The sequence below is a fragment of the Arthrobacter sp. 01T428 genome, assembly GCF_056398685.1.
The window spans coordinates 47408-72502 of record NZ_JBFTPW010000018.1; the positions used below are offsets into that span (position 1 = coordinate 47408).

General features: G+C 62.7%; 22 protein-coding genes. 8 read left to right on the forward strand and 14 right to left on the reverse strand.

Annotation, left to right across the window (positions count from 1 at the left end):
• Position 1: 1 nt before the first annotated feature.
• From AC1DJB_RS17745 to AC1DJB_RS17755, 3 genes are read left to right on the forward strand one after another with little or no spacing between them, the layout of a single operon-like run.
• The gene (locus tag AC1DJB_RS17745; protein WP_059389935.1) at positions 2-802 is read left to right on the forward strand and encodes a gamma-glutamyl-gamma-aminobutyrate hydrolase family protein; all 801 of its coding nucleotides are present in this window, start codon (positions 2-4) and stop codon (positions 800-802) included.
• A complete protein-coding gene (locus AC1DJB_RS17750) occupies positions 799-2163 on the forward strand; it encodes an aldehyde dehydrogenase family protein (protein WP_441433533.1) in 1365 nt (454 codons plus the stop codon). The genes AC1DJB_RS17745 and AC1DJB_RS17750 overlap by 4 nt, the downstream gene beginning before the upstream one ends.
• A gap of 43 nt (positions 2164-2206) precedes the next feature.
• A complete protein-coding gene (locus AC1DJB_RS17755; RefSeq protein WP_171983479.1) occupies positions 2207-2989 on the forward strand; it encodes a 3-oxoacyl-ACP reductase in 783 nt (260 codons plus the stop codon).
• A gap of 53 nt (positions 2990-3042) precedes the next feature.
• On the opposite strand, the gene uraH is transcribed toward AC1DJB_RS17755, so the two are convergent.
• A complete protein-coding gene (uraH, locus tag AC1DJB_RS17760) occupies positions 3043-3384 on the reverse strand; it encodes a hydroxyisourate hydrolase (protein ID WP_265979873.1) in 342 nt (113 codons plus the stop codon).
• Complete coding sequence (gene uraD / locus AC1DJB_RS17765) at positions 3381-3911, reverse strand: 2-oxo-4-hydroxy-4-carboxy-5-ureidoimidazoline decarboxylase (RefSeq protein WP_284991923.1); 531 nt, start codon at positions 3909-3911, stop codon at positions 3381-3383. The genes uraH and uraD overlap by 4 nt, the downstream gene beginning before the upstream one ends.
• A 343-nt stretch (positions 3912-4254) precedes the next feature.
• Here uraD and AC1DJB_RS17770 point away from each other — a divergent pair, with 343 nt between their 5' ends.
• On the forward strand, positions 4255-5349 hold the full coding sequence (locus AC1DJB_RS17770) for a pyridoxal-phosphate-dependent aminotransferase family protein (RefSeq protein ID WP_441433534.1): 1095 nt from the start codon (positions 4255-4257) through the stop codon (positions 5347-5349).
• 223 nt (positions 5350-5572) lie between these two features.
• Here AC1DJB_RS17770 and bcp read toward each other — a convergent pair whose 3' ends face one another.
• From bcp to AC1DJB_RS17805, 7 genes are all read right to left on the reverse strand, one after another.
• The gene (gene bcp, locus AC1DJB_RS17775; protein WP_306962004.1) at positions 5573-6040 is read right to left on the reverse strand and encodes a thioredoxin-dependent thiol peroxidase; all 468 of its coding nucleotides are present in this window, start codon (positions 6038-6040) and stop codon (positions 5573-5575) included.
• Between the two features lie 67 nt (positions 6041-6107).
• Positions 6108-6824, reverse strand: a complete 717-nt coding sequence (locus AC1DJB_RS17780; protein WP_332602951.1) for a winged helix-turn-helix domain-containing protein — start codon at positions 6822-6824, stop codon at positions 6108-6110.
• A gap of 9 nt (positions 6825-6833) precedes the next feature.
• Entirely contained in the window at positions 6834-8195 is a 1362-nt protein-coding gene (allB, locus tag AC1DJB_RS17785; RefSeq protein WP_306962000.1) for an allantoinase AllB, read from the reverse strand.
• Entirely contained in the window at positions 8188-9426 is a 1239-nt protein-coding gene (locus tag AC1DJB_RS17790) for a glycerate kinase (protein WP_332602952.1), read from the reverse strand. The genes allB and AC1DJB_RS17790 overlap by 8 nt, the downstream gene beginning before the upstream one ends.
• Before the next feature lie 22 nt (positions 9427-9448).
• Positions 9449-11227 carry a glyoxylate carboligase gene (gene gcl, locus AC1DJB_RS17795; protein ID WP_307055490.1) on the reverse strand — a complete coding sequence of 593 codons (1779 nt, stop codon included), beginning with the start codon at positions 11225-11227 and terminating at the stop codon, positions 9449-9451.
• A gap of 130 nt (positions 11228-11357) precedes the next feature.
• Positions 11358-12236: a 2-hydroxy-3-oxopropionate reductase gene (locus AC1DJB_RS17800; protein ID WP_476910610.1), complete on the reverse strand. Its 879-nt coding sequence runs from the start codon at positions 12234-12236 to the stop codon at positions 11358-11360.
• Between the two features lie 120 nt (positions 12237-12356).
• Positions 12357-13160: a hydroxypyruvate isomerase family protein gene (locus AC1DJB_RS17805; protein ID WP_476910611.1), complete on the reverse strand. Its 804-nt coding sequence runs from the start codon at positions 13158-13160 to the stop codon at positions 12357-12359.
• A 1273-nt stretch (positions 13161-14433) separates the two neighbouring features.
• On the opposite strand from AC1DJB_RS17805, the gene AC1DJB_RS17810 reads away from it, so the two are divergent.
• The 4 genes from AC1DJB_RS17810 to AC1DJB_RS17825 all read left to right on the forward strand — a co-directional run bounded on the left by AC1DJB_RS17810 (position 14434) and on the right by AC1DJB_RS17825 (position 18665).
• Complete coding sequence (locus AC1DJB_RS17810; protein WP_306961992.1) at positions 14434-14610, forward strand: hypothetical protein; 177 nt, start codon at positions 14434-14436, stop codon at positions 14608-14610.
• Positions 14611-15305: 695 nt separating this feature from the next.
• Complete coding sequence (locus AC1DJB_RS17815) at positions 15306-16805, forward strand: hypothetical protein (protein ID WP_441438011.1); 1500 nt, start codon at positions 15306-15308, stop codon at positions 16803-16805.
• The gene (locus AC1DJB_RS17820) at positions 16802-17464 is read left to right on the forward strand and encodes an ABC transporter ATP-binding protein (RefSeq protein WP_306961988.1); all 663 of its coding nucleotides are present in this window, start codon (positions 16802-16804) and stop codon (positions 17462-17464) included. Before AC1DJB_RS17815 ends, AC1DJB_RS17820 begins: the two co-directional genes overlap by 4 nt.
• A gap of 169 nt (positions 17465-17633) precedes the next feature.
• A complete protein-coding gene (locus AC1DJB_RS17825; protein WP_441438010.1) occupies positions 17634-18665 on the forward strand; it encodes an ABC transporter permease in 1032 nt (343 codons plus the stop codon).
• 342 nt (positions 18666-19007) lie between these two features.
• Here AC1DJB_RS17825 and AC1DJB_RS17830 read toward each other — a convergent pair whose 3' ends face one another.
• The 5 genes from AC1DJB_RS17830 to AC1DJB_RS17850 form a co-directional block, all read right to left on the reverse strand.
• Positions 19008-20099 (reverse strand): type I restriction endonuclease, encoded by a 1092-nt coding sequence (locus tag AC1DJB_RS17830; protein ID WP_307053944.1) that lies wholly within the window; start codon positions 20097-20099, stop codon positions 19008-19010.
• 80 nt (positions 20100-20179) lie between these two features.
• Positions 20180-21322 (reverse strand): glycerate kinase, encoded by a 1143-nt coding sequence (locus tag AC1DJB_RS17835; RefSeq protein ID WP_441433540.1) that lies wholly within the window; start codon positions 21320-21322, stop codon positions 20180-20182.
• 1 nt (position 21323) lies between these two features.
• A complete protein-coding gene (gene dctA, locus AC1DJB_RS17840; RefSeq protein ID WP_441433541.1) occupies positions 21324-22730 on the reverse strand; it encodes a C4-dicarboxylate transporter DctA in 1407 nt (468 codons plus the stop codon).
• A 100-nt stretch (positions 22731-22830) separates the two neighbouring features.
• Positions 22831-23928, reverse strand: coding sequence for a tartrate dehydrogenase (locus AC1DJB_RS17845; protein ID WP_284991939.1), 1098 nt, complete (start codon positions 23926-23928; stop codon positions 22831-22833).
• 139 nt (positions 23929-24067) lie between these two features.
• Positions 24068-24958, reverse strand: a complete 891-nt coding sequence (locus AC1DJB_RS17850; protein WP_306961977.1) for a LysR family transcriptional regulator — start codon at positions 24956-24958, stop codon at positions 24068-24070.
• Positions 24959-25095: the final 137 nt, after the last annotated feature.

The following is a 25095-nucleotide window of genomic DNA, read 5'->3' on the forward strand; positions in this document are numbered from 1 at the left end:
GATGACTCAGAATCAGACACAGGCTCCAGGTTCAAGCCGGCCTCCTCGCATCGCGTTGACCACTTATCTTCAAAACGCGAAATGGGGGATTTGGGACGCGCGGGCAGCGGTACTGCCGGCAACGTATTTGGAAGCCGTGGTGGCGGCAGGCGGCACCCCTCTCCTGCTGCCGCCCATCGGCACCGATACTTCCGTCCTTGACCTCGTGGATGGCCTCGTTGTGGTGGGAGGCGCCGACGTCGACCCCGGAAATTACGACGCCGAGCCCCACCCGAGCACACGCAGCCAGCCCGAGCGGGACGAGCACGATATCTCGTTGACGCTGGCGGCCTTGGAGAAGGGCATTCCGCTCTTCGCGATCTGCCGCGGCGCGCAAATCCTCAACGTGGCCCTGGGCGGAAACCTCATCCAGCACGTGCCGGACGTGCTGCCCGAGGCGAACTACCAACCTGCTCCCGGAGTCTACGGGGAGGTTGAGTTCGATACTCGGCCGGGCAGCATCAGCGCGCAACTACTAGGTGAAAAGGCATCGGCGCCGGTCTATCACCACCAGATTCTTGACCGGGTTGCCGAAGGCCTTTGCGTCACCGCGCGTGCGGCGGACGGGACGGTCGAGGCCGTCGAATCGACCCAAGGAAGTTGGGCGTTGGGCGTTCAGTTTCATCCTGAACAAAATCGTTCCGACGTGCGGCTCTTCGAAGGATTCATTGAGGCTGCCAGAAGGTACCGGGACGGGGAACTCTACGCTGAGCGCCTCAACCCATCGACGGAATTCACAGCGACAGAAAAGAGCTGGGCGTGAGTGCCACAATTTTTGACATCATCAATCCGGCCACAGAAGAGTTCCTTCAAACCGTTGAGCTGGCATCCCTCGCCGAAACGGACGCGCTGATTGCCCGCGCGGCCGCTGCCTTCGAGACCTGGCGGAACGTGTCGCCGTCGGACCGGGCACTGCTCCTGCGCCGGTTCGCGGCCGCCGTCGACGCCGATCTGGAGAACCTCGCGCAACTGGAAGTCCGCAACGCGGGGCATACGATCGGCAACGCCCGCTGGGAAGCGGGCAATGCGCGCGACGTCATCAGCTACTACTCGGCGGCTCCTGAGCGGCACTTCGGGCGGCAGATCCCCGTTGCCGGAGGCCTCGATGTGACGTTCCACGAGCCATTGGGCGTTGTCGGCATTATTGTGCCGTGGAACTTTCCGATGCCGATCGCGGCGTGGGGCTTCGCTCCGGCGCTCGCGGCGGGCAACACGGTGGTACTCAAACCCGCGGAACTTACGCCGCTGACCGCGATGAGACTCGGGGAGCTGGCGCGCGAGGCCGGCCTGCCCGATGGCGTGCTGACTATCATCCCCGGGAAGGGCTCCGTTGTGGGGGCGCGCTTCGTCACCCACCCTGCGGTGCGAAAGGTCGTCTTCACCGGGTCCACCGGGGTTGGCAAGCAGATCATGGCCGGTTGTGCCGACCAGGTGAAGCGCGTGACGCTCGAGCTGGGTGGGAAGAGCGCGAACATCGTGTTCGCCGACGCCGACCTTGAGGCCGCTGCTGCCGCAGCACCAGGCGGCGCGTTCGACAACGCCGGCCAGGACTGCTGTGCCAGGTCCCGGATCCTGGTGGAAAAATCGGCCTACGACAGCTTCTTGGAGCTTCTCGAGCCCGCCGTTCGGGCTGTCAAAGTCGGCGACCCGGCGGATGAAAGTACCGTCATGGGGCCCTTGATTTCCGCCCGGCAAAGGGAAACCGTTGCAGGCTTTGTGCCCTCGGGAGCGCCCATAGCTTTCCAAGGCGAGGTGCCCGAAGGGCCGGGATTCTGGTTCCCGCCCACGGTCCTGGCTCCCGACTCCTTCGACGACCCGGCAGTGCGGGAGGAGATCTTCGGACCGGTCGTCGTCGTCGTTCCCTTCAACGACGAGGGGGACGCGGTACGGATTGCCAATGACACCGAATACGGCCTCTCCGGATCGATCTGGACCCAAGACATTGGCCGGGCCTTGCGCGTGGCCCGCGGGGTGGAAGCCGGAAACCTTTCGGTGAACTCCCACTCTTCAGTCCGGTATTCGACGCCGTTCGGCGGCTTCAAGCAATCGGGCCTGGGCCGCGAACTGGGTCCCGATGCCCTCGATTCCTTCAGCGACGTAAAGAACGTCTTCATCGCGCACTGAACCCACCAACTTTGGAAGACCCATGATTCAAGGAGAGATCACCATGACCGAATTCATTTCACACCGACTCAAGGACCGCACAGCCGTTATCACCGGCGGCGGCAGCGGGATCGGTTTGGCCACGGCAAAGCGTTTCGCCTCGGAGGGTGCCAACGTGGTCATCGCCGATATCGATCCGGCAGCCGGAGAAGCAGCCGCGGCCGCCGTCGATGGCATCTTCGTGAAGGTCAATGTCACAGACGAGCAGGAAGTCATCGACCTCTTCGCCGCGGCCAAGAGCCACTACGGCAGCGTCGATATCGCGTTCAACAACGCGGGCATTTCGCCGCCGGACGATGCATCCATCCTCGACACCGGAATCGACGCCTGGCGCCGGGTCCAGGAGGTCAACCTGACGAGCGTCTACTACTGCTGCAAATACGCGCTGCCTTACATGTTGGAGCAGGGCAAGGGCTCGATCATCAACACCGCGTCCTTCGTGGCCGTGATGGGTGCGGCGACCTCGCAGATCTCCTACAGCGCCTCCAAGGGCGGCGTGCTGGCCATGACCCGTGAGCTCGGCGTCGAATTCGCGCGCAAGGGGGTGCGAATCAACGCGCTGTGCCCGGGACCGGTCAACACTCCGCTGCTGAAGGAACTCTTCGCCTCCGATCCGGAGCGGGCCGCGCGGCGCTTGGTCCACGTGCCCTTGGGCCGCTTCGCCGAGCCCGAGGAACTGGCCGCTGCGGTCGCCTTCCTGGCGAGCGACGACGCCTCGTTCATTACCGCGTCGACCTTCATGGTTGACGGCGGAATCTCCGGAGCCTACGTCACGCCGATCGACTAGCGGAAGCTTCCAGGTCGGTTCCCCACTCCAGCTGTGGGTGGGGAACCGATGGGTTAGCTGCCCCGGTACGTGGAGAACGCGAAGGGGCTGAGCAGGAGCGGCACGTGGTAGTGCTCACCGGCGTCGGACACCGTGAAGCTCAAGTCCACCTCCGGGAAAAAGGTGTCAACGCCTTGTGCCTTGTAATACGGACCGGTCGCGAAGTTCAAGCGGTAACTGCCGCCGTCGACCCTCTCAGGGCCAAGGTCCTTGATCCGGCCGTCCGCGTCCGTGGTGCCGCTAGCTACGTGGCGCCAGTTGTCGCCGTCGCGCACGGAGAGAACGACGGCGACGCCGGCCGCCGGGCGCCCGGAACCGGTGTCCAGGATGTGGGTGGTGATCTGGGAAACACTCATTTGCTGGGTTCTCCTTCGCTGCTCCCGCTGTCTTCGCTGATCACGCCGGCAAGACGCAGCAGGGCGATTTCGCGCAATTGTCCGGCCACGATCAGGTCTTCTTCTTCCGCGGTATGGGTCAGGCGCTCGTGGAGGGAGGCCAGGATGTCGTTGGCTGTCCGTCCTGCTGCCCGGATGAGGAAGACGCGGCCGAACTTGGCCTCGTACTCTCGGTTGCCTTCGGCCAAAGCGGTGACGACTCCGTCATCGCCGGGGTCGACGCCCGCCTGTTCGGAGCGGGACATCGCGGCTTCGGTGGTCTGCGCCTTGGGTCGTTCGCCGATCCGCGGGTGATGGGCCATCGCGGCCGCCACTTCGTCCGACGTGAACGGCTCGGCGGTTTCCCGGGCGAAATCGAGCAAGGAGTCCAAGCCGCTGAACGGACGCGCATCTGCGACGTGCTCCACCCAACGCTGGATGTCGAGGCATGGGCGGAGGACGTCGATGGCGTCCGCACGGTCCACGCTGTTGAATACTTCAAGCTGCATGCTTGTTCATTCCTCGTGCGAGTGCTGGCATCCATGGTGTTGGCTATGCGGAACTCCGGCGATTCCTGCCGGATGGACCTGCGCGCCTCCGCACTCCAGGCCTTCCACATCATGGAACTGTTATTTCAGCATACGTAATAGTGAATCCAATGACAGCCGTGGTGTCAAGAGAATACCGCACCCCGGTCCTCCCTCCTTCCCGCTTTGGCCTCTCTGCGACGCTCGCTCACTTATGCCGCCGTTTCCCGAAACGCTCGCTCACCTTCGGTGGGTTCTACCGAAACGCTCGCTCACCTTCGTCGCCTGGTGGACAATGTCAGCAACGAGCCAAAGGAGTTCCGCCATGCCAGAGGTCCTGACATCCCGGTATCTGTTCGGGCCGGGTCCCAGCAATTGCTATCCGGAAGTGACGGCCGCATTGGGGTATCCGGTGATCGGGCACCTGGATCCCGTGTTCATCGAGCGACTGGACCGGACATGCGCGGGGCTTCGGACGGTGTGGGGGACCCGGAATGCCCGCACCCTGCCATTGAGTGCCACTGGTTCCGGCGGCATGGAGGCTGCCTTTGTTAATACAGTGTCCGACGGCGACGTGGCAGTCATTGCCGTCAACGGGCTTTTCGGGGAGCGCATGTGTGAGGTCGCCCGGCGGTGCGGTGCCACGGTGGTCCGCGTCGACCATGAATGGGGCCAACCGGTGGATTCGGAGCGGGTCCTCGCCGCGCACCCCCATCCCAAGGTGATTGCCGCTGTCCATGCCGAAACCTCCACGGGTGTCCTGTCCGACGTCGCGCCCCTTGGCGCCGGCAAGGGCGATGCCTTGCTGATCGTGGACGCGGTGACGTCCATCGGCGGACTGGAACTCCTGGCCGACGACTGGGGGATCGACGTCGGGTATGCCGGGACGCAGAAGTGTTTGGGAGCGCCCCCTGGCTTGTCCCCGTTCACAGTGTCCGAGCGCGCTTTCGAGCGACGCGTCAGGGAGCCTCGTTCGTGGTACCTGGATATCGGCCTTCTGGGCGGGTATGTCGGCGCGGCGAGCGGCAGCCGAACGTATCACCACACGGCGCCGGTGACCATGATCGCGGGGCTAGAGGCGGGACTTGACCGCATCTTGGCCGAGGGGCTCGCGGCTGTTCAAGCGCGGCACCGTGCCGCCGGGGCCGAGTTGCGCGACGGCCTCGAAGCGATGGGGCTCGAGCTGTTTGCCGCGGAGGGCTCGCGATTGCCGAGCCTCACCACGGTCAAAGTGCCCGACGGCGTGGACTCGGCCGCCGTCCGCGCCTACCTTCTGGAGAACTTCAGTACGGAAATCGGCTCCGGTGCGGGTGCGTTTACGTCGACCGTTTGGCGGATCGGCATGATGGGGCCGAATGCCAACAGGGCGTCGGTGAAGCTCGTGCTTGGCGCGCTGGAAGAAGCGATCGCGAAGGCATGACCCTCGCTCACATATCGACGCTCATGCCGTGACGCCCGCTCACATATGAAGGCCAATTCCGAAATGCCCGCTCACTCCTGGCCGCCGAAAATAGAGAGTCCTCCTGCAGATCATGATCTGCAGGAGGACTCTCTATTTGGCCTCATAGGTGAGCGGGCGTCGGCCCGGGAGTCGTCATATGTGAGCGGGCGTCGGCCCGGACGGCCTTGTTTGTGAGCGGGCGTTACAGTCCGAGTTCGGCCTTCAGGGCTGCTACGTGGCCCTGGGCCTTGACCTGGTACTGGGTCAGCTTGACCTTGCCTTCGCCGTCGAGCACTACGGTGGAGCGGACCAGTCCGTCGACTACCTCGCCGTTCACGAGTTTCTCGCCCCAGGCGCCGTAGGCCAGCGCTACTGCGTGGTCTTCGTCGGAGAGGAGCGGGAAGGTCAGGGAGAAATCGCCGGCGAAGTGTGCGATCTTTTCCGGGGCGTCGGGGGAGATGCCCAGGACTTCGTAGCCGGAGGACTGCAGGCTGGCAAGGCTGTCGCGGAAGTCGCAGGCCTCGGTGGTGCAGCCGGGGGTGGCGGCTTCCGGGTAGAAGTACACGATGACGTTGCGTCCGCGGTAATCGGACAGGGAAACTTTCTGGCCTTCGGAGTTAAGCAGCGCGAAATCGGGGGCCTGGGTTCCGGCGAGGAGTTTCTGGGTCATGTTGCGATCCTTGACTTGTCGGGCAACCGCCGTGGCCGGCGATCAATCTAATGGTGTAACGGGCTGCCTAGATGCAGTATTCCGCAGGTCCGCGGACGGTGGAGCCTGGTCCGGGCACGAACTGGTAGCCGCCTCCACGCACCGTGGCGATGACATGGCGGGCTGAGCCCAGCTTGCGCCGGACGCGTCCAACATACACGTCGATCGACCGAAATGCCGCGCCGGGACAGTCAAGTGACTCCAAAAAGCGTTGCAATTCTTCACGTGGGATGGGGCGGGACAGGTTTTCCACGAGGTAGCGGAGGAGGCTGTGTTCCATCGCGGTGAAGCTGACAGGCACACCGTCGAGGAGGACGGTATTCGCGGCCAGGTCTACTGCCACGGTGCTGCGTCGTCCGGCCAGGGAGACCGGCGACGGAGCGGTTGCGCGGTTTTCGGCGTCGGGCACTTCCGACGCCGAACCGCCGTCGGACGCTGCCGCACCGTCGGACGAGCCGGAAGAATCACCGGACGTTGCAGCTCCGGCGGCGGGCCAAAGGAGGACTTCCGCCCCCGGAGCAAGTTTGCGGGCCCGGGCCAGGACCGCTTCAGCGGCCCTGGCCCAAACCTCGGGATCGATCTCGCGGCCTTCGCCGGGCTGTACCCACACGGCGAGTCCGCGCGGGTGCATCCCGGGCCGAACCAGACCGGGCCGAAGCGCGGAAGGCCGGGGGGCGGGCTGGTGCCGCGAGGCGTTGAGCCGTGCGGGCAGTTGCCCGTACGGGGCATGGACGTTGACGGCCATGGCTTGGCCTTACACGCCGCCGCGGCGAATCAGCTTGCCGCTGGGCGTCCGGCCGTCGATCTCGCTGCCGCGCAGGTACGTTTTGCGTACGACGCCGGAGAGCGCCTTGCCGTCGTACGGCGTGATCGGGTTCTTGTGCTTGAGCTTCTTGACGTCGACGACGAACGCGTCATCGGGCGCGAAGATGGAGAAATCAGCGTCGTACCCGAGCGCCAGCTGGCCTTTATTGTGCAGGCGGGCCAAGGCGGCAGGCTTCTCGGACATCCAGGAAACCACCTGCTCCAGGGTGATGCCGCGGTGCCGGGCTTCGGTCCAGATCAGAGAGAGCCCCAGCTGCAACGAGGAGACCCCGCCCCAGGCCACGGCGAAGTCGCCATTTTCCAGGTCCTTCAGGTCAAGCGTCGAGGGCGAGTGGTCCGAGACGATGCAGTCGATGGTGCCGTCCTGTAGGCCCTGCCAGAGCAGCTCGCGGTTGGAGGCCTCGCGGATGGGCGGGCAGCACTTGTACGCGGTGGCGCCGTCGGGGATTTCCTCGGCCATGAGGGTGAGGTAGTGCGGGCAGGTTTCAACGGTGAGGTGCACGCCGTCGCGCTTTGCCGAAGCGATCATCGGGAGGGCGTCCGACGACGAGAGGTGCAGTATGTGCGCACGTGCACCGGTCCAGCGGGCACGTTCGATGACCTCGGCGATGGCCTTGTTCTCGGCGCCGCGGGGGCGGGACGCAAGGAATGTGGAGTAGTGTGCGCCGCCGGGGTGGGGTGCGTGGTCGATCGCGTGGGAGTCTTCGGCGTGGACGATCATGAGGGAGTCGAAGGACTTGAGCTCGGCCATGTCCTCTTCCATCTCGTCCGCGTCGAGGTGCGGGAACTCGTCCACACCGGAGTGGAGCAGGAAGCACTTGAAGCCGAAGACGCCCTCGTCGTGCAGCGGGCGGAGGTCCTTCTTGTTGCCCGGGATGGCGCCGCCCCAGAATCCGACGTCCACGAACGCCTGGTCCTCGGCGACTTCGCGCTTGAGCTTGAGGCCTTCCACGTTGGTGGTGGGCGGGATGGAGTTCAGCGGCATGTCGATGATGGTGGTGACGCCGCCGGCTGCCGCAGCGCGCGTGGCGGAGGCGAAGCCTTCCCATTCGGTGCGGCCGGGCTCGTTGACGTGAACGTGGGTGTCAACGAGGCCGGGGATGAGGGTTTCGTCGTCGCCGAGCTCGATGATTTCGGTGCCCTGCAGGCCGTTGCCCAAAGGCTCGATAGCGACGATCACGCCGTTGCGGACGCCGACTTCGCGAGCGGTGATACCGGCGGTGGTGAGGATGCGCTGGCCGCGGATGACCAGGTCAAACGGGCCGTGTGCCGTGGTGGTTTCTTCAGACATGGAGTTGCTCCTTGGTCTCGGTTCGCGCTGCGTCTTGGGTGGATACCGCTTTTTCAGAGAGGCGCACGCCGATGTGCTTACCCAATTCTTCAAGCAGCGGCCCTGCTTCAGCTATACATTTCTCTACATTGGATTCGAGCTCGGTCAATGCGTGGACCGACTCGAAACCGGACTCCGAAAGTTGTTCCGGGCTCAGCGTACTGCGGCCGCAGACGGCAATCACAGGGATCCCCGAACGCGCCGCCGCCCGCGCCACGCCCATCGGCGTTTTGCCGAGCAGGCTTTGTTCGTCGAGGCTGCCTTCGCCGGTGATCACCAGGTCCGCGCCGGCCAACCGCTGCTCGAGTTCAGTGAATTCGAGCACGACGTCGATGCCCGGCCTGCGTGCCGCGCCCAGCGCCGCGATGGCGATGTAGCCGACGCCGCCTGCCGCACCAGCGCCCGGAGCCTGTGCGGCGTCCTGGGCTTCGGAGCCGATCTCGTTGGCGAGGACCTGGACGAAGTGGGCCAGAGCCGCGTCGAGCGAGGCGACATCGTCCGGCGTCGCGCCCTTCTGCGGTCCGAAGATCGCGGCGGCGCCGGTGCGGCCCAAAAGGGGATTGTCGACGTCGGACGCCAGGACGAACTCGGTGACCTCCAAGCGGACGTCGAGGTTCGAGAAGTCGATCCGGTCCAGGCGGGCCAGGGCCGCGCCGCCGCCGGGGAGTTCGTTCCCTTCGGCGTCGAGTAGGACGGCGCCGAGGCCTTGCAGGACGCCGGCGCCGCCGTCGGTGTTGGCACTCCCGCCGACGCCGAGGATGATGTGCCGGCAGCCGAGGTCCAGGGCGGCGCGGATGAGTTCGCCCGTGCCCAGGCTTGTGGAGCTCTTGGCGGTTTCGGTAGACGGGGCGCTGCCGTCGCCGAAGCCCGGCAGCACCGCAAGCCCGGAGGCCGCAGCCATTTCAATGACGGCTTCCTCGCCGCGGACGGCGAACTCCGCCGTGATCGGCTGGCCCGTGGGTCCGGTGACCGTCGTGCTGCGGCGGGTGAAGCCGGAGCCGACGGCGGCGTCGAGAGTCCCCTCGCCGCCGTCGGCCACTGGAATGAGCGTGGTTTCAAAGCCCTCGGCTGGCAAACTCGCCGCTGCGCTGCCAGCGGCAAAACCTGCCCGCAATCCGGCGCTCAAGCGGCTGGCGACCTCGGGAGCTGACAGCGATCCCTTGAACTTGTCCGGGGCTATGACCACACGCATTCCGTACCTCCTTCAGTACTTACTAGTCCAGCATCGAGATGATCGAAGTGGGGGCGTCCGCCCCGCGCTCGGCCAGATCTTCGAACTCGTTCACACCGTTGATTTCAACGCCCATGGAGATGTTGGTGACCTTTTCAAGGATCACTTCAACCACCACGGGAACCTTGAACTCGCCCATGAGCGCCTTGGCCTTGTCGAAGGCGGCAGGCAGGTCGGACGGGTTTTCCACGCGGATGGCCTTGCAGCCCAGGCCTTCGGCGACCTTGACGTGGTCCACGCCGTAGCCGTTGGTTTCCGGGGAGTTGATGTTCTCGAACGCCAGGGACACGTTCTGTTCCATGTTGAAGCCGCGCTGCGATTGGCGGATCAGGCCCAGGTACGAGTTGTTCACCACCACGTGGATGTACGGCAGGTTGAACTGTGCGCCCACGGCCAGCTCTTCGATCATGAACTGGAAGTCGTAGTCACCTGACAGGGCAACAACGGTCTCGTCCGGCTTGCCGCGAACGACGCCGAGGGCGGCCGGGGCGGTCCAGCCCAGGGGGCCTGCCTGGCCGGCATTGATCCACTTGCGCGGGCCGAAGACGTGCAGCAGCTGCGCACCGGCGATCTGCGAGAGGCCGATGGTGGACACATACGTGGTGTCCTTGCCGAACGCCTTGTTCATTTCTTCGTAGACGCGCTGCGGCTTGATCGGCACGTTCTCGAAGTGGGTCTTGCGCTGCAGCGAACCCTTGCGGGCGGTGCACTCGGCGACCCAAGCGGAGTAGTCCGGCAGGGACTTGGCTGCCTGGCGCTCGCGGGCCAGCTCGATCAGCCCGTCCAGCGCCGCACCGGCGTCGGACGCGATACCGAAGTCCGGCGAGAACACGCGGCCGATCTGCGTGGGCTCGATGTCGATGTGCACGAACTTGCGGCCCGCGGTGTACGTGTCCAGGCCGCCGGTGTGGCGGTTGGCCCAGCGGTTGCCGATGCCGATCACGAAGTCCGAGGCCAGCATGGTCTCGTTGCCGTAGCGGTGCGAGGTCTGCAGGCCCACCATGCCGGCCATCAGCACGTGGTCGTCCGGGATGGTGCCCCAGCCCATCAGGGTGGGGATGACCGGAACGTTCAGCAGTTCGGCCAGTTCAACCAGCTGCGCGGAGGCACCGGCGTTAATGATGCCGCCACCGGCGACGATCAGCGGGCGCTCAGCCGCGGTGAGCATGTCCAGCGCCTTTTCCAGCTGCTTGCGGCTGGCCTTCGGCTTTTCGACGACGATGGGCTCGTAGGCGTCGATGTCGAACTCGATCTCGGCCATCTGCACGTCGAACGGCAGGTCCAGCAGGACCGGGCCCGGACGGCCTGAGCGCATCAACTGGAAAGCCTTCTGGAAGGCGCCCGGAACCTGGCCCGGTTCCAGGATGGTCATGGCCATCTTGGTGACAGGCTTGGCGATGGACTCGATGTCCACGGCCTGGAAGTCTTCCTTGTGCAGCTTGGCAACGGGGGCCTGGCCGGTGATGCAGAGCATGGGGATGGAATCTGCCCAGGCTGCGTACAGGCCGGTGATCATGTCCGTTCCTGCAGGGCCCGAGGTGCCGATGCAGATACCGATGTTTCCGTCCGCCGCACGGGAGTAGCCGTCAGCCATGTGGCTGGCGCCTTCAACGTGGCGGGCCAGGGTGTGGCGGATGCCGCCGTGTGCCCGCATCGCGGAATAGAAGGGGTTGATTGCCGCGCCTGGCAGGCCGAACGCCTCGATGGCGCCTTCCTTTGCCAAGATGGCGACGGCTGCGTCTACAGTGCGCATCTTCGTCATGGTGTGCTCCTTGAAAAGTCTGTTTTGCCCGCTTCGGGCGGATTTTTGGGTGTGTCTGGGGGAGCCGCCGTCGGAAATGCCCGACGCGGCTGCTGGTTTTCGCTTGTTTCCGCCCTTTGGGGCGGGCGGCTTACTTGCGGCCGCTGAGCTGAAGAACCTGCTTGAAGAGGCCGGAGTGGTCGAGTCCGCCGTCGCCCTGGTTGACAGTGGCGGCGACGAGCTGTGCGACGACGGCGCCGAGCGGGATTGCGACGTTGGCTTCGCGGGCTGCGGAGGTGACGATGCCGAGGTCCTTGTAGTGGAGGGCAAGGCGGAAGCCGGGGTCGAAGTTGCGGTCGAGCATCTTCTGGCCCTTCTGGTCGAGTACCTTGGAGCCGGCCAAGCCGCCGCCGAGGACCTTGAGGGCTGCGTCCGTGTCCACGCCGTAGGCCTCAAGGAAGGCGATAGCCTCGCCGAGGACCTCGATGTTGACGGCCACGATCAGCTGATTGGCTGCCTTGACGGTCTGGCCGGAGCCGGAGGGGCCGACGTGGACGATGGTCTTGCCGACGGCGTTGAGGACATCCTGTGCTGCTTCGAAGTCGTCTGCGTCGCCGCCGACCATGATGGAGAGGACGGCGTCGATGGCACCCTGTTCGCCACCGGAAACCGGGGCGTCGAGCGGGCGGATGCCGGCGGCGACGGCGTCTGCCGAGAGGCGGGCCGCGACGTCCGGGCGGATGCTGCTTGCGTCGATCCAGAGGGTGCCCTTCTTCGCGTTGGCGAAGACGCCGTCCGGGCCGCTGACGACACCTTCGACGTCGGGGGAGTCCGGCACCATGGTGATGACGACGTCGGCGTCCTTGACGGCGTCGGCGATGCTCGTGGCACCCTTGCCGCCTTCGGAGACGAGCTTGTCGATCTTGTCCTGGCTACGGTTGAAACCGGTGACGGAGTGGCCGGCCTTGACCAGGTTGATGGCCATGGGGAGGCCCATGATTCCGAGTCCGATAACTGCAACGTTGCTCATGATTTTCCTTACTGAAGTCTTTTTTAGCTCAAGTGTGCTGGACCCAACTAGCTCGCAGTTGATGTCGTTTTGAGGGCTCTAAACGACATCAACTGCTACTCAGTTGGGCCGTGGGGTTCGCTAGTGGGAGGTGGCGCGCTGGCGGATGGCCCAGCTGAAGGCCGTTTCCTGCGGTTCCTTGTATTCGAGGCCGATGTAGCCTTCGTAGCCGAGTTCGCGGCTGCGGGCGATCCATTCGCCGAGGGGAAGCTCGCCGGTTCCGGGAGCCCCGCGGCCGGGGTTGTCGGCGATCTGGATGTGGCCGAAGTCCATGGCATGGTTTTCGATGACGGCTGCGACGTCGTCCCCGTTGACTGCCAGGTGGTAGAAGTCGGCGAGGAGCTTGACGTTCGTGGCGCCGGATTCTTCCTTGACGCGGGCGATCACCTTGAGGGCGTCGGCGGCCTTGAGAAGCGGGTACTTGGGGGCGCCGCTGACCGGTTCAAGGAGGACGGTGCCGCCGATGCGTGCGACGCCTTCCGCGGCACTAGCCAGGTTCTCGGCGCCGATGGCGTCCTGCTTCTCGGCCGATTCGCCGTCCACGCGGTTGCCGTAGAGCGCGTTGAATGCCTTGCAGCCCAGACGCTCGCCGATGCCTGCGACGACGTCGATGTTGTCCAGGAATTCGGAGGAGCGGGCGGGCCAGGAAACCAGGCCGCGGTCACCGCCGGGCATGTTGCCGGCGTTGAAGTTCAGGCCAGTGAGCTGAACGCCAGCGTCCTTGATGGCGTTCTCGAACTCGGTGACCTGGGCGTCTGACGGGACGGAAGTCTCAAAGGGCCACCAGAATTCGACGGCGTCAAAGCCGGCAGCCTTCGCGGCTGCGGGGCGCTCGAGCAGGGGCAGCTCCGTCAGGAGGATGGAGCAGTTCACTGTGTACGTCATCGTAGGTGTCCTTCCGGGGGAGGGCTTGGGATCCATCTTCCACTTGGCTTGTTCTCTTGGGCTAGTTCGCCTTCTTCGATTTCCGCTTTGTGGAATTTAGATTCTGCTTTATGAAAAGTTTAGGGAAGGAGGGGGTGGGAGTCAAGGGGGTGTCTTGCGGGGAGGTGGTTTGGGATACCAGGTGGCGGGGTTGGGTGGGCTGGGAGGGGGGTGGATGCGAAGTCCACTCTGGCCTCGCCGCCCGATGCGGACATCTCTCTACGTGTTCAGCCTCGATTTACACGGAGAAGCGCCACCGACCACACGGAGATTGCCCGATTCCACACTGAAATTTGGGTCTCCCAGCACTGAGTTTCCTCTTTTCTACACTGAGACGGCTTTTTCGCCCTTAGCCTTCCCGTATGGGTTTCGATTTCAAATCGGAACCACAGATGGATTGGGGGATTCGTGGAAAATCGCATCTTGATTGCTCGGGACGTCCCATCGGCAACACCCGCCCGTGGCCCGCTTGCGAGCATCCTGGGCCCCCTGCGATCAGAGCTGCGGTGTGCCCCTGCGCAAGGGGTTATTACCGGTGGCGGCGGTCTTCGGAATGGATCGAAATGCTCTATTACCTAGACGAACTCCTGACGGCTATGGACGCAACTCCGGGCCGACGCTGGTTCAACCTAGCAAGTGCGGTGCTCACCGTTGTGATATTCGGTGCACTCGCCAGAGCAGGCGTGTCGAGCTGGGTTATCGTCCCCGCGGTTTGCATTGAATTCTTATGCCATGGAGCCCTTGTTGCCGTCTGGGCCCGAAAAGACGCTTTCGATGCGTACAAACAAAGCGAACGCGCATGCGAACCCTAGTTATCCCTGTCGCCCCAGCGGTCGTAGCTAACTCCCCCAGAAAGGTTCCGAAAATGATCTTTTCATCAGCTATCCGCAGAACGGCCACTGCGCTCGTGCTCACGTGTGTCGCTGGCAGCACTATTGTCGGGCTCCTTCACGAACCGAAGACACCGCCTCTTGCCTGGACCTCCATAGCTATTGGCGCGGTTGCCCTGGTCCTAGTGCTCACGACAAGGCGAAGTCCGAAGCGCGATGCTGGTCTGTTCGCGATCAGCGGGATGGGTAGTGGCGTTTTCACGGGAGCGGCGACCGTTGGCTTCCCCGGGTCGATTCCGATATGGCTTTGGACAATCGGCGCGATCTGTCTTGGAACCATGTCTCTCGTCGTCGATGCTGAGGCCTCCGAAAACAAATCCGTCAGTAGTCTCTAGGTGCCGGCCATGGGAAGGCTATTCGTTCTCGCGCTGGGGTCGGTGGTGGTCCTGTTCGTGGAGCGCCTGATCTGGGGCCGAGAGCGGGCACCTCCGTACTTGAGCAAAGGACTCGTGTACCGCGACCCCGGTCCCGTTCCGTGCGATCGGCTCGGGGTGGAGAACATGTTCGATATTCATGTCTGACCAGAAACGCGGTCGGAATTCAAAGGCCGACCGGTAATTGAGAATGGGGAATCGAATGAAAATGGTTAGGAATGCAAGGAAGGTAGTTGCGGTAGGTGCGCTGACAGCGCTCATGGCAATTGGGGTCGCGTCGGGAGCGCAGGCCACTAGCGCATCGGGCACGGCGTATTTCGATAACGGGCAGCCGATCACGGCAAATATGTGGATTCAGCCGGTATCAAATGGCGGTTGTGGGAGTTTTTCCTCGTCGGCTGTGATGAACGTATCACCCAATTGGATTCGCAATACGACATCGTTCTATCAGTACGGTGTTGGGTCCATCAGCATCAAGGGTGTCAATGTATCGGGATCCGGAACCAGTAATCCGGCGACACTTCAGTGGACCAACAGTAACGGTGCTCGTGGATCATATCTGAGTGGCACAGTCTGCATGGGTTGGGGAGCGTTCTACTTGGGTGCGGATGTGGCGGCCACCGCTTACTATTACGGCAATTTGCGCACTGCCTCCGCGCGCGTATGACTAAGAGATCGGCACTGCAGAAATGAAAAGAAGCCTAGGTATATGCCGTCAAAAGTTGCAGAACATACGAAACGCCAAACTGTTTTCGGTGCTAATCGTGGCTATGCTTTTCCTGCCTGCCTGCAGTGCCGATCTCTCCGCACCCGCTAACGATGTGTCTGCCATACAAGGGGACTTGAAGAAGCTCGAGGGAACCAACGGCCTCATAAGGATGCCCGAGGGGGAGGGCCAAGAGCGTGGAGATCTGTACACTACGGCAGTGTACTCCGAGGACCTTGGGACCTACCTGCTGGCCGCGGACAGCGCCAACAGGACTGTCCGTGAAGCGCTCAGCGAGCAGTCCACAGTCGACCTGCCGACGCTATGGTCGGCGCTTAAGCTGATTAGGACTGCCGGCGCGGCTGTGCCTGCCGAATTAGAGGAGAAATTGGCCAGTGCCTCGATGACTCCGACGCAACAGGATGTAGGCGCGGAAATCGCCGCGCTGTGGTTTTGGATCGATATCGGTAGGATGCAAGGCTGGTCCGCGATTGCTGCAAAGTCCTTTGGGGGAGAAGCGCTCGTACGGCTTGGCGCAATTGACGTCAACTCGATCGCGGAGAAGCCCTATCTTCTGTGGCGTCTCTTCGATTCCTATTCGGCTCTGCAAAAGGCGAAACCCAGTCAATTGGAACGAGCATTGAAGAACGTGGATTCCAGGAAGCTCCCTGGCGACTATGAGTCAACCCTTGACTTTCAAGCCGCTCTTGAAGTGAGAGCAACTCTTGGAAAGGATCTGGTCGTTCCAAATGACGCTAGAGAACATATCGTTAGGCTTCTGGATTCAAACCAGGTGCATGATGACGCGCTGATCGCCTCAATGCTGCGTTCCCTGGAATTGCTGAACGCTCAGACCGAGGCGCAACGACTTGTCAAGGACCGTATCGCACCCAGGGTTGACCAGACGACGGGACTTATCCGTTCATCGACTCTCGCCAAAGGCTCGGTCCACGGGACGTATCTTGCCGCAAGACTCCTCGACACTAACTTTCCAGAGGTCACGAGCGAAAGAACCAGAGACGAATTGGAACGGGTGTTGAAGGCACCTGGAACCGATCTGATCACCCAACTCAAGGCGCTTGTGGCGCTTAAGCGCTCCGGATCTTCATCCTGGGGGAGCTACGGTTCGATCATCGAGCAGGGAAGGGCAGCGCTTCCGGCTGCCGTGACATTCGCAAATCTCAGCGGGTACATCGACCTGGTGGATGTTCTGGTGCAGCTTGAGCCTAATGCCCGGTTGGCGCGACTGGAGACGTTCGACGCAGACCCCGGGGTTGAACATCTACTTTCCGGAGCGCTAATGGCGCTCTCCAACTCCATGTACTTCTCAAACAGCGAAGAAGTGAGATCAATGTTTCCGGCCGTCCAGTCCGCTCTCCCGCAGCTCATCGGTTCATCCAGAGGAAAGGGCCTGAACTACTTTCGGGCGTTGACCGCCATGACGAACGCAAGTCGGTCCGGACTTGGATCAAACGACTTCGACAAGGCGGCCGAGGAACTGCGGATTCTGAAAGGCTGTAAAGAATTCCCGTCTCTGTATCGGATGGAACCAGACAAAGCGTCACCATGCAGCCTCTCGATTTCAGCTGCCATGATCGCGGTCCCGGGTGCCTACGATTTCGGGGAGAACAAGTGACTTCGGTACTTCGTCTTGAGAACATCACCAAGTCTTTTTCAGATGAACGCGGGACCCGACAGTTGGTCCTTTCTGGAGTCAGCCTGAACGTCCAGGCAGGTGAAATCGTCTGGCTGCGAGGTGAATCGGGTTCGGGGAAGTCAACCATCCTGAATATCTCCGGACTTCTATCGACCCCCGATGCCGGCAAAGTGTGGATCAACGGTAACGACAGAACCGATGCATCGTCCCGGACGGCTAGTCGTGTCCGCTCGAGCGAAATTGGAATGGTGTTTCAGAGCAGCAACCTTCTTCCCGAACTTACGGCGCTGGAAAATGTTCTCCTTGCCAGCAGCAAGCCCATGACACGCGCAACGATTACGGAGCAGTTGGAACGCTTCGGTCTTGCGGCGGTCGCTGACCGGCAAGCGAAGAGGCTTTCCGGCGGCCAGCAACAAAGAGTCGCGTTTTGCCGCGCACTGATCAACGAACCATCGCTGCTACTAGCGGACGAACCAAGTTCGGGTCTTGACGCGCCAAACACTGAAGCCATCCTGGACGCCATGCGAAGGGGCGCCGACGGCGGGTGCGGTGTCCTCGTCGCTTCCCATGACGAAGTCTTCCAGCATGTGGCCCACCGTCAGCTTCCGATGAAGGAGTTGCTCCTTGAACAGAAATAGAGCCTTTGCTGCGAGGTCGGTGCGGCTTTCTCTCTCGAAATTGAGGCCACTCGCGGTCCTGATGAGTCTTGGCATCGCGGTATTCATATTCGCCGACAGCATCGTTGGGGCAGGCATAAGTTCATACTCAAACAAGATCAGCACCAACTCCGCACTGAATTATGTGGAGGTGACTTCAGTCGGTCCAGACTCAGCTCGCGAGATCACTGACGACTCGTTGTCCCGGTTCGACCAAATCGATCATGTGGTGGGATCCTTCGGCTGGGCACAAATTGACCTCGCCATAGAGGACCCAGCGAACTGGCCGTCACCGAACAACCCAGGCGCGTTCATGGGTACGCCATTCATCAGCGGCATCACCCCGAAAATACTGCTCGGCGATGTCTCCGAAGACGGCCCTGGGGAAGGCCAGATCCTGCTCCCCGACAAGGGTCAGGGCCAGAAATACACCGAGCTGCTCGGCAAGGAAATGAGCTTCGTGTATACGAAGGAAATCGGCCCCGGCAACGGCGAACCCGTTTCCATATCGCTCCGCGTCTCAGGTATCTATGACAACTCGTCGCCGCGTACGGATGGCGCACAAGCTGCCTACGTCTCCAGCAAGGTACTTCAGTCAACACTCGCCAATGCCCGGCCAGCCACCAAAACGCTGGTCTATCCCCGCGCATATGTGCGCGTTGACTCAGCGGATGAAGTGGTCAACGTGCAAAACCAAGTCCGAGCCCTCGGGTACTCCGTGAACAGCGTAGCGGGCCAAATCCGGTCCCTGTCAGGCCTCTTCGCTCTTCTTGCCCTTGTCAGCTGGGTGATCGGTGGCTTCCTGATCATCTTTTGCCTCGGCGTCGGGGTGTCCGTTGGCGGCAGTTGGATCAAGCAGCGGGCCCGCGAAGTGGGTCTCCTTAAAGCCATCGGCTGGTCGGGGGCCTCGATAGCAGGGGTTTACATGGTCGAGTTGGCTGCAGTAGGCCTCATCATTGGCGTGACGGGGGCGCTCCTGGGAACTCTTTGCTCCGTCATAGGAACGGCGGTCTTCAACGGACTGCAGCTCGACCTCCTGCCGGTGACCGCATGGGCCATGCCCAACTGGCTGCTCGTGCTCGGAGCACTCCTCTGCGTTCCTTTGTTCTTGTGCCTTGGAGCCCTCGGCCACGTCGCAAGACTCGCCCGGCTCGACGCGGATTCCTCGCTGAGGGACCTGTAGATCCCCTAGTGCCCCAGACTCCGAGCAAACCGCCCCCGACCGCGTTTTCCGCGGTCGGGGGCGGTCCGAATACTTCGGCTTGGGGCGGGGCGTCCGCGACGTATTTGCCGGTCTTGAACCAGACGAAGCATGGAGTTCCTGTCCTTGACCATAGGGACACCGAACTCGAAGCCAGGATCTCGTCCAGATCTGCCCGGAATATCTCACTGTCCACGCGCGGCAGGTGCCGGCGGCTGGCGATCAGTCGTTCTGTTTGGCGGCTGCGTCGACGCACAGGCTTGAGCTCTGCCACCTCGTGGCCGTCGCGGGTAACGATCGGCGCCGCCACCCAGCCGGCAGCAATTACAGGTAGCCCTTCACACTGGCGCGAAGAGCGTCAGCGTGTTCGTAGATGTCTTCAAGGGAGTCGATGGGAACACGCCGTTCCTCTTTGTGTTCGTCGAAGAGTCCGATGTACTTCTGTGTTCGGTTGAAATGCAGGCGTGCTATCGGCCTGCGGTTATTGTCATCCAGAAGTACGGCGAAGTACGACTTGGCATCGCGTTGGAAGACCCTTGAGGGCTTTACGTCGCTGCAAACGATCGCCCGGACAATCTGGTAGCCCTCGATTTCTTCGAGTGTGGTCTCAATACCATCGGCCTCGGCGAGGTCGGATTCAACCACCGGCTCACTCGTCACCTTCGGAAGAATTGCCGAATCGTCGATCTGCGTAAAGGTCTGAGAGCCGAGGGCCTTCTTAAGACGCTCATTGGCCTGATCGTTGAGAAACTGCTTCGATGCCTTTTTGACGAGCGAAGTGAACTGCTCGCGCACACGCTGCGTATATGGGCCGGTGTACACCCGTGTGGTCAAGAACTTGACCCACTCGTCTTCAGGCTCGCGGAACTGGGCGGCCAGTGTCCGTTTTAGCTCGCCGATGTATTTCAGTTCGCCAGCTGCGTTAATGATCGAGTCAAGATCGAAGACATCTTTTGAGAGTTTCTGGAGTTCAGGCAGGAGCGAATCATCGATGTCATTGAGATCCAGCACCAAGAACGGCTTTTCGTCCATACGGTTCGGAGCATCGAGATCAGTGAAGAACTGATACACCTCGCCATTGGTGAGTATGGCAATCCGCGCATTTGTGACTGCAAAGTAGCGGAATAGTTGGGAAGCGTGTTCGATCCTTACCGGTCCAATGGACTTCTTGCACTCGATGAGGATCTGAATCTCGCCATCCTTCACGATGGCGTAGTCGATCTTCTCGCCTTTCTTGATTCCCACATCCGCTGTGAACTCCGGCACGACCTCAAGAGGGTTGAAAACGTCGTAGCCGAGGATCGTTGAGATGAACGGCATGACGAATGCGTTCTTCGTTGCTTCCTCGGTCTGAATAGCCTCGCGCTGCTGACGCACCTTTGCGGCAAGCGCCGAGAGCCGTTCTGCGAATTCCATGTGTCCCCCTTGACCAATCCGACATTGAGCCAACCGTAGACCCGCGGCAGCAAGAGATCACGGAAGTCGGGCGTGTCTGTTTACATGCCACCTAAGCGCCCAAGCCCCTCCCCAATCTCCCGCCCGATCCGCCGCAGCAGTTCCACCGAAAGCCCAGGATCCTTCGACGAGTCCAGATCCGTGTAGTCCGTCAGCGTGTAGACACGCGAGAGCGACATCTCGGGCCACCGCTCCCGCGGCAGCAACGAGCGGCCCGCGACGGCGATGATCGGCCGGGTGCCCGAGCGGCGCGCGACGGCGGCCGGCAGCTTTCCGGCGAGGGTCTGCTCGTCGATGCTGCCCTCGCCCGTGATGACGACGTCGCAGCCGTCCTTGCGGGTGTCGAAGTCCAGGAGGTCCAGGAAGTAGTCCGCCCCGGATACTTGGGAAGCGCCAAGCAACAGGCACGCAAAGCCGATCCCGCCGGCGCTTCCGGCGCCGGGATGCTCGGCAAGGGACGCCGCACTCTCAAACCCGCCCGAAGTGAGCACAGAGACAAAGTGCGTCAGACCGGCGTCGAGCGCTGCAACATCCGCAAGCGATCCGCCCTTCTGCGGACCGAAAACCGCCGGCGCACCGTCCGGCCCGCAGAGCGGGTTATGCACATCACTCGCGACAATCAGCTCCACACCAATCAGCCCAGGAGGCGCATCCACAGAATGAACAAGGCCAAGGTTCCGCCCGTTGCCCTCCAAAGAACGGCCGGAAGCATCGAGGAAACGGAAGCCCAGGGCGGTGAGCATGCCCATTCCTCCGTCGGTGCTCGCGCTTCCGCCCAGCGCCAGCACGATCCGCGCCGGCCTCAACGAAAGGGCAAAGAGAACAGACTCGCCAAAGCCTCGGCTCGACGCATCAAGCGGCAAGAGCCGCCCGTCCGGCAACAGTCCCAAACCGCAAGTATTCGCCACCTCCACAACAGCAGTGACCCCGTCGAACGCGATGCTCGCCTTGACGGGTTGTCCGGTCGGCCCCGGGACCACCAAAGCGTGGCGGGCGAACCCGGAGGTGACGGCGGCATCCACGCTGCCGTCACCTCCGTCCGCCAGCGGCAGCAGCTCACACTGCACCGCTCCGGCGGAACGGAGCCCTGTTGCCAGGGCGTCCGCCACCTCGCCGGCGGTGAGGCTGCCTTTGAACTTGTCGGGCGCGATGAGGACGCTCATCGGGGCAGTTGCGTTGCTCATGTCAGATGGATTCTGAGTAGGCGGGACGGCGGTCGGCGGGCTGAAAAGGCTCGACGGCGGTAGCGGGCGCGGGAATTTCAACCGCCTGAATCGGCTCCACGACTTCGCCCGCGAAGACGCGGCGGACACGGTCGGCGTCGAGGGTGCGGTCCCACCAGGCGATGAACAGCGTCGCGACAGCGTTGCCGGTGAAGTTTACGAGGGCGCGGCATTCGGACATGAACTTGTCGATGCCGAAGATGAGCATGATGCCCGCGGCCGGGATGGTACCGATGGTGGCCAACGTTGCGGTGAGGGCGATGAAACCGCCGCCCGCGACGCCTGCAGCACCCTTGGACGTAAGCAGCATGACGGCGATGAGCCCCAACTGCTGGCCGATGCTCAGGTGCGTGTTGGTGGCCTGGGCGATATATACGGCGGCCAGGGAAAGGTAGATCGCGGCGCCGTCGAGGTTGAAGCTGTAGCCGGTAGGGACAACAAGCCCCACGGTCTCCTTCTTAACCCCTGCGTGCTCGAGTTTGCGCATCAGTCCCGGCAGTGCCGGTTCGGCGGTCGAGGTGCCCAGAATGATCAGGTATTCCTCTTTGAAGTGCCTGATCATCGTGAAGATGTTCAGCTTCAGGAACGCCATGACGGAGCCGAGGACCACCACGACAAAGAGGATCGAAGTGACATAGAAGAGTGCGATCAGTCCGCCCATGCTGGTCAGGGAGGACACGCCGTACTTGCCGACCGCGAAGGCCATGGCGCCGAATGCACCCAGCGGCGCGGCCTTCATGATGAAGCCCAGGATCTTGAACATCACACCGGTGAGCCGCTGCACGCCGTCGAGCACGGGCGCGCCAAACTTGCCCATCGCGTTCAACGCGATGCCGAAGACAACCGCGATGAAGATGATCTGGAGGATGTCGCCCGCGATGAAGGGCTGAACGATGCTCGTGGGGATGATGTTGGTCAGGAACTGCCACCATTCCTGGTGTGCGCCGGCGTCGATGAGCTTGGCCGCGGCATCAGTGGTCTTGATGGTGCCGGCCGCGGCGTTGACGCCCTCGCCCAGCCGAAAGATGTTGATCGCGACAAGGCCGAACACGAGCGCACAAATGGTGCCGAGCTGGAAGTAGGTGAGGGCCTTCAGGCCTGTCATCCCGACCTTCTTCAGGTCCGCGACGCTCGCGATCCCGCCGACGATGGTCAGGAAGACGATCGGGCCAATGAGCATCCTCATCGCATTGACGAACGTGGTCCCGATCGGTTCCATGGCAATGCCCGCGGTCGGCGCGAGCCAGCCGAGCAGGACGCCAATGAGAATGGCGGTCAGAACCCAGAAATACAGTTGCCGGTACCACGCTGTTTTGACGCGCCGGGTCTTGGGTGCCGGAGCTGCGCCGGCTTTGTTGATGTGTTCCATGATTCCTACCTCATTGTGGAATGTCTGTGGAGAAAGTTGGAGGGACCTCCGCGGGAGGTACGACGGCGGCCGGCCAGCCGCCGTCGTACGTCACCGGACGTTATACGGCGGCGAGGCTGTGGCTGATTGTTTTGATGATCGCTTCGGTGACGTCGTCCGTGGTGGCTTCGCCGCCGACGTCGCGGGTCAAGAATCCGGCGGCTGTGGTCTGTTCGATGGCCGCCTCGACCAGGCGCGCTTCTTCGTGCAGGCCGAAGTGGTCCAGCATCAACGCGGCGCTGGCGATGGCCCCGATGGGGTTGCTGATGCCCTTGCCTGCGATGTCCGGTGCGGAACCGTGGACCGGCTCAAACATCGACGGGAAGCGGCGCTCCGGGTTCAGGTTGGCGCTCGCGGCGAGGCCAAGGCTGCCGGCGAGTGCCGAGCCGAGGTCCGAGAGGATGTCGGCGTTCAGGTTGGACGCGACCACCACCGACAATTCCTCCGGGTGGAGGATGAACTTGGCGCTCATGGCGTCAACCAGGACGCTCTCGGTCCGCACGTCAGGGTAGTCGAGGGCGACGCGGTTGAAGGTTTCGTCCCACAGGACCATGCCGTACTGCTGGGCGTTCGACTTGGTGACGGACGAGACCTTCTTGACCGTGCGGGTCCGTGCGAGATCGAACGCGAAACGCATGATGCGCTCGCAGCCCTTCTCCGTGAACAGCGCGGTTTGCAGCGCAACTTCGTTGCCCGGGCCGCGGCCGCTCAGGTTGCGTCCGCCAAGTCCGGCGTATTCGCCTTCGCTGTTTTCGCGGACAACGATCCAGTCGAGCTCGGTGTTGTCAGCCTTGCGGAGCGGGGACTCGATACCGGGGAGGAACTTGACCGGGCGGATGTTGGCCCACTGGTCGAAGTTCTGGGTGATGTTCAGGCGCAGGCCCCAGAGGCTGATGTGGTCCGGGACGTTCTCCCAGCCGACGGCTCCGAAGTAGATGGCGTCGAAGTCCTTGAGGGCGTCCAGGCCCTTGGGGTCCATCATCTGGCCGGTCTTCTCGTAGTAGCCGCAGCCCCACGGGAATTCGGTCCATTCAAAGGCGAACTTGCCGTTGGAGTTTGCGGCCAGGGCGTCCAGGACGCGGCGGCCTGCGGAGACAACTTCCTTGCCGACGCCGTCTGCGGGGATTGATGCGATGCTGAATTTCTGGGTGGCGCTCATGCCTACCTCCTCGTTGAGTTTGTTAGCAGAGTCACACTGCCTTCCTCTTCAAGTAGACGGGCGGCGGGTAGGTGGCGTCCAAGACTTAGTTTCGATACGGCTGATAGGTAGCGCCTATCTTTTCTTGCAGTCGAGCGCGCTAATCTTCGGTGTGCTCCGCAGCGACCTGCAAGAACGCCTTGGCCGCCGGAGTGAGGTTGTCCTTGCGGCTGAGCACCGCGACGTCCAGGTGGCTCACTGGTTCGATGAGCATTGTGCGCAGGCCGGCTTTGTGCGCGGTAGGAGCCCACGACGACGGCATCACCGCGTGCCCGACGCCCGCCAAAACGAGGGGCAAGATGGAGGTCCGGTGGGCGACTTCGACGACGATCTCCACCTGTACGCCGTGCGCCAGCGCATCATCCACGAGCCAACGCATGAGGGAGCCTCGCTGGCTCGCAATGATGCGCTGTCCCCCGAGATCCTCACGTTGGATGGCCGATTGCTCGGCGCCGAAGGTGTCGGCCTGCGGGTTGACGATCAGGATGAGCGGTTGTTTTTCGAGTTCGAGGACCTCGACGCCGGGGACCAAGATGGGCGTAGGCGAGCCGGCCAGCCCGATTTCGGAGCTGCCGTTCCGGACCGATTCGATCACTTCTTCGGGCGTGAAGGCAGCACTGACGTTGAGCCGGACCGCCGGGTACGCCTTGGTGAAGGCGGCGATCATAGACGTCAGCGGCTCGATGCCCGGCGAAGGCATAGTGATGATGTCGAGCCGGCCGCTCCTGATGCCTCGGAGTGACTGAACAGCTGATTGTGCGGCGTCGAGGTCCCGCATGACGAGTCTGGCCGGCCCGACCAATTCCTTGCCGGCTTCGCTGAGGACCGCCCTGCGGCCGATGCGGTGGAACAGCGGAACGCCGACTTCCTTCTCGAGGCTCGCGATGGTTTGGGAAAGCGACGGTTGTGCGATCAGCAAATGCTCGGCGGCGCGGTTGAACCCGTCATGGTCGACGACGGCGAGGAAGTACTTTAGTTTTCGTGTGTCCATGATGGGGCTCCTCTGGCTGGACTTCCGAATCGATCGATAGCCTACGCCTATCAGTGGCCCTGGCGACGGCCGGGCTGTCTGGTGCCCTTCGCAGGCCCACCCCAAAAAACCGGGCCCCTTCCCAAGATTTTTCGCCC

Excerpts from the sequence above, each read along its gene's own strand:
- AC1DJB_RS17755 (WP_171983479.1), top strand. The coding sequence starts at position 2,207 with ATGACCGAATTCATTTCACACCGACTCAAGGACCGCACAGCCGTTATC.
- uraD (WP_284991923.1), bottom strand. The coding sequence starts at position 3,911 with ATGCAGCTTGAAGTATTCAACAGCGTGGACCGTGCGGACGCCATCGAC.
- AC1DJB_RS17805 (WP_476910611.1), bottom strand. The coding sequence starts at position 13,160 with ATGACGTACACAGTGAACTGCTCCATCCTCCTGACGGAGCTGCCCCTG.
- uraH (WP_265979873.1), bottom strand. The coding sequence starts at position 3,384 with ATGAGTGTTTCCCAGATCACCACCCACATCCTGGACACCGGTTCCGGG.
- AC1DJB_RS17830 (WP_307053944.1), bottom strand. The coding sequence starts at position 20,099 with ATGGAATTCGCAGAACGGCTCTCGGCGCTTGCCGCAAAGGTGCGTCAG.
- AC1DJB_RS17845 (WP_284991939.1), bottom strand. The coding sequence starts at position 23,928 with ATGAGCGCCACCCAGAAATTCAGCATCGCATCAATCCCCGCAGACGGC.
- AC1DJB_RS17850 (WP_306961977.1), bottom strand. The coding sequence starts at position 24,958 with ATGGACACACGAAAACTAAAGTACTTCCTCGCCGTCGTCGACCATGAC.
- dctA (WP_441433541.1), bottom strand. The coding sequence starts at position 22,730 with ATGGAACACATCAACAAAGCCGGCGCAGCTCCGGCACCCAAGACCCGG.
- AC1DJB_RS17800 (WP_476910610.1), bottom strand. The coding sequence starts at position 12,236 with ATGAGCAACGTTGCAGTTATCGGACTCGGAATCATGGGCCTCCCCATG.
- gcl (WP_307055490.1), bottom strand. The coding sequence starts at position 11,227 with ATGACGAAGATGCGCACTGTAGACGCAGCCGTCGCCATCTTGGCAAAG.
- bcp (WP_306962004.1), bottom strand. The coding sequence starts at position 6,040 with ATGACCCAGAAACTCCTCGCCGGAACCCAGGCCCCCGATTTCGCGCTG.
- AC1DJB_RS17745 (WP_059389935.1), top strand. The coding sequence starts at position 2 with ATGACTCAGAATCAGACACAGGCTCCAGGTTCAAGCCGGCCTCCTCGC.
- AC1DJB_RS17790 (WP_332602952.1), bottom strand. The coding sequence starts at position 9,426 with ATGCGTGTGGTCATAGCCCCGGACAAGTTCAAGGGATCGCTGTCAGCT.
- AC1DJB_RS17770 (WP_441433534.1), top strand. The coding sequence starts at position 4,255 with ATGCCAGAGGTCCTGACATCCCGGTATCTGTTCGGGCCGGGTCCCAGC.
- AC1DJB_RS17780 (WP_332602951.1), bottom strand. The coding sequence starts at position 6,824 with ATGGCCGTCAACGTCCATGCCCCGTACGGGCAACTGCCCGCACGGCTC.
- allB (WP_306962000.1), bottom strand. The coding sequence starts at position 8,195 with ATGTCTGAAGAAACCACCACGGCACACGGCCCGTTTGACCTGGTCATC.
- AC1DJB_RS17835 (WP_441433540.1), bottom strand. The coding sequence starts at position 21,322 with ATGAGCAACGCAACTGCCCCGATGAGCGTCCTCATCGCGCCCGACAAG.
- AC1DJB_RS17810 (WP_306961992.1), top strand. The coding sequence starts at position 14,434 with ATGGGAAGGCTATTCGTTCTCGCGCTGGGGTCGGTGGTGGTCCTGTTC.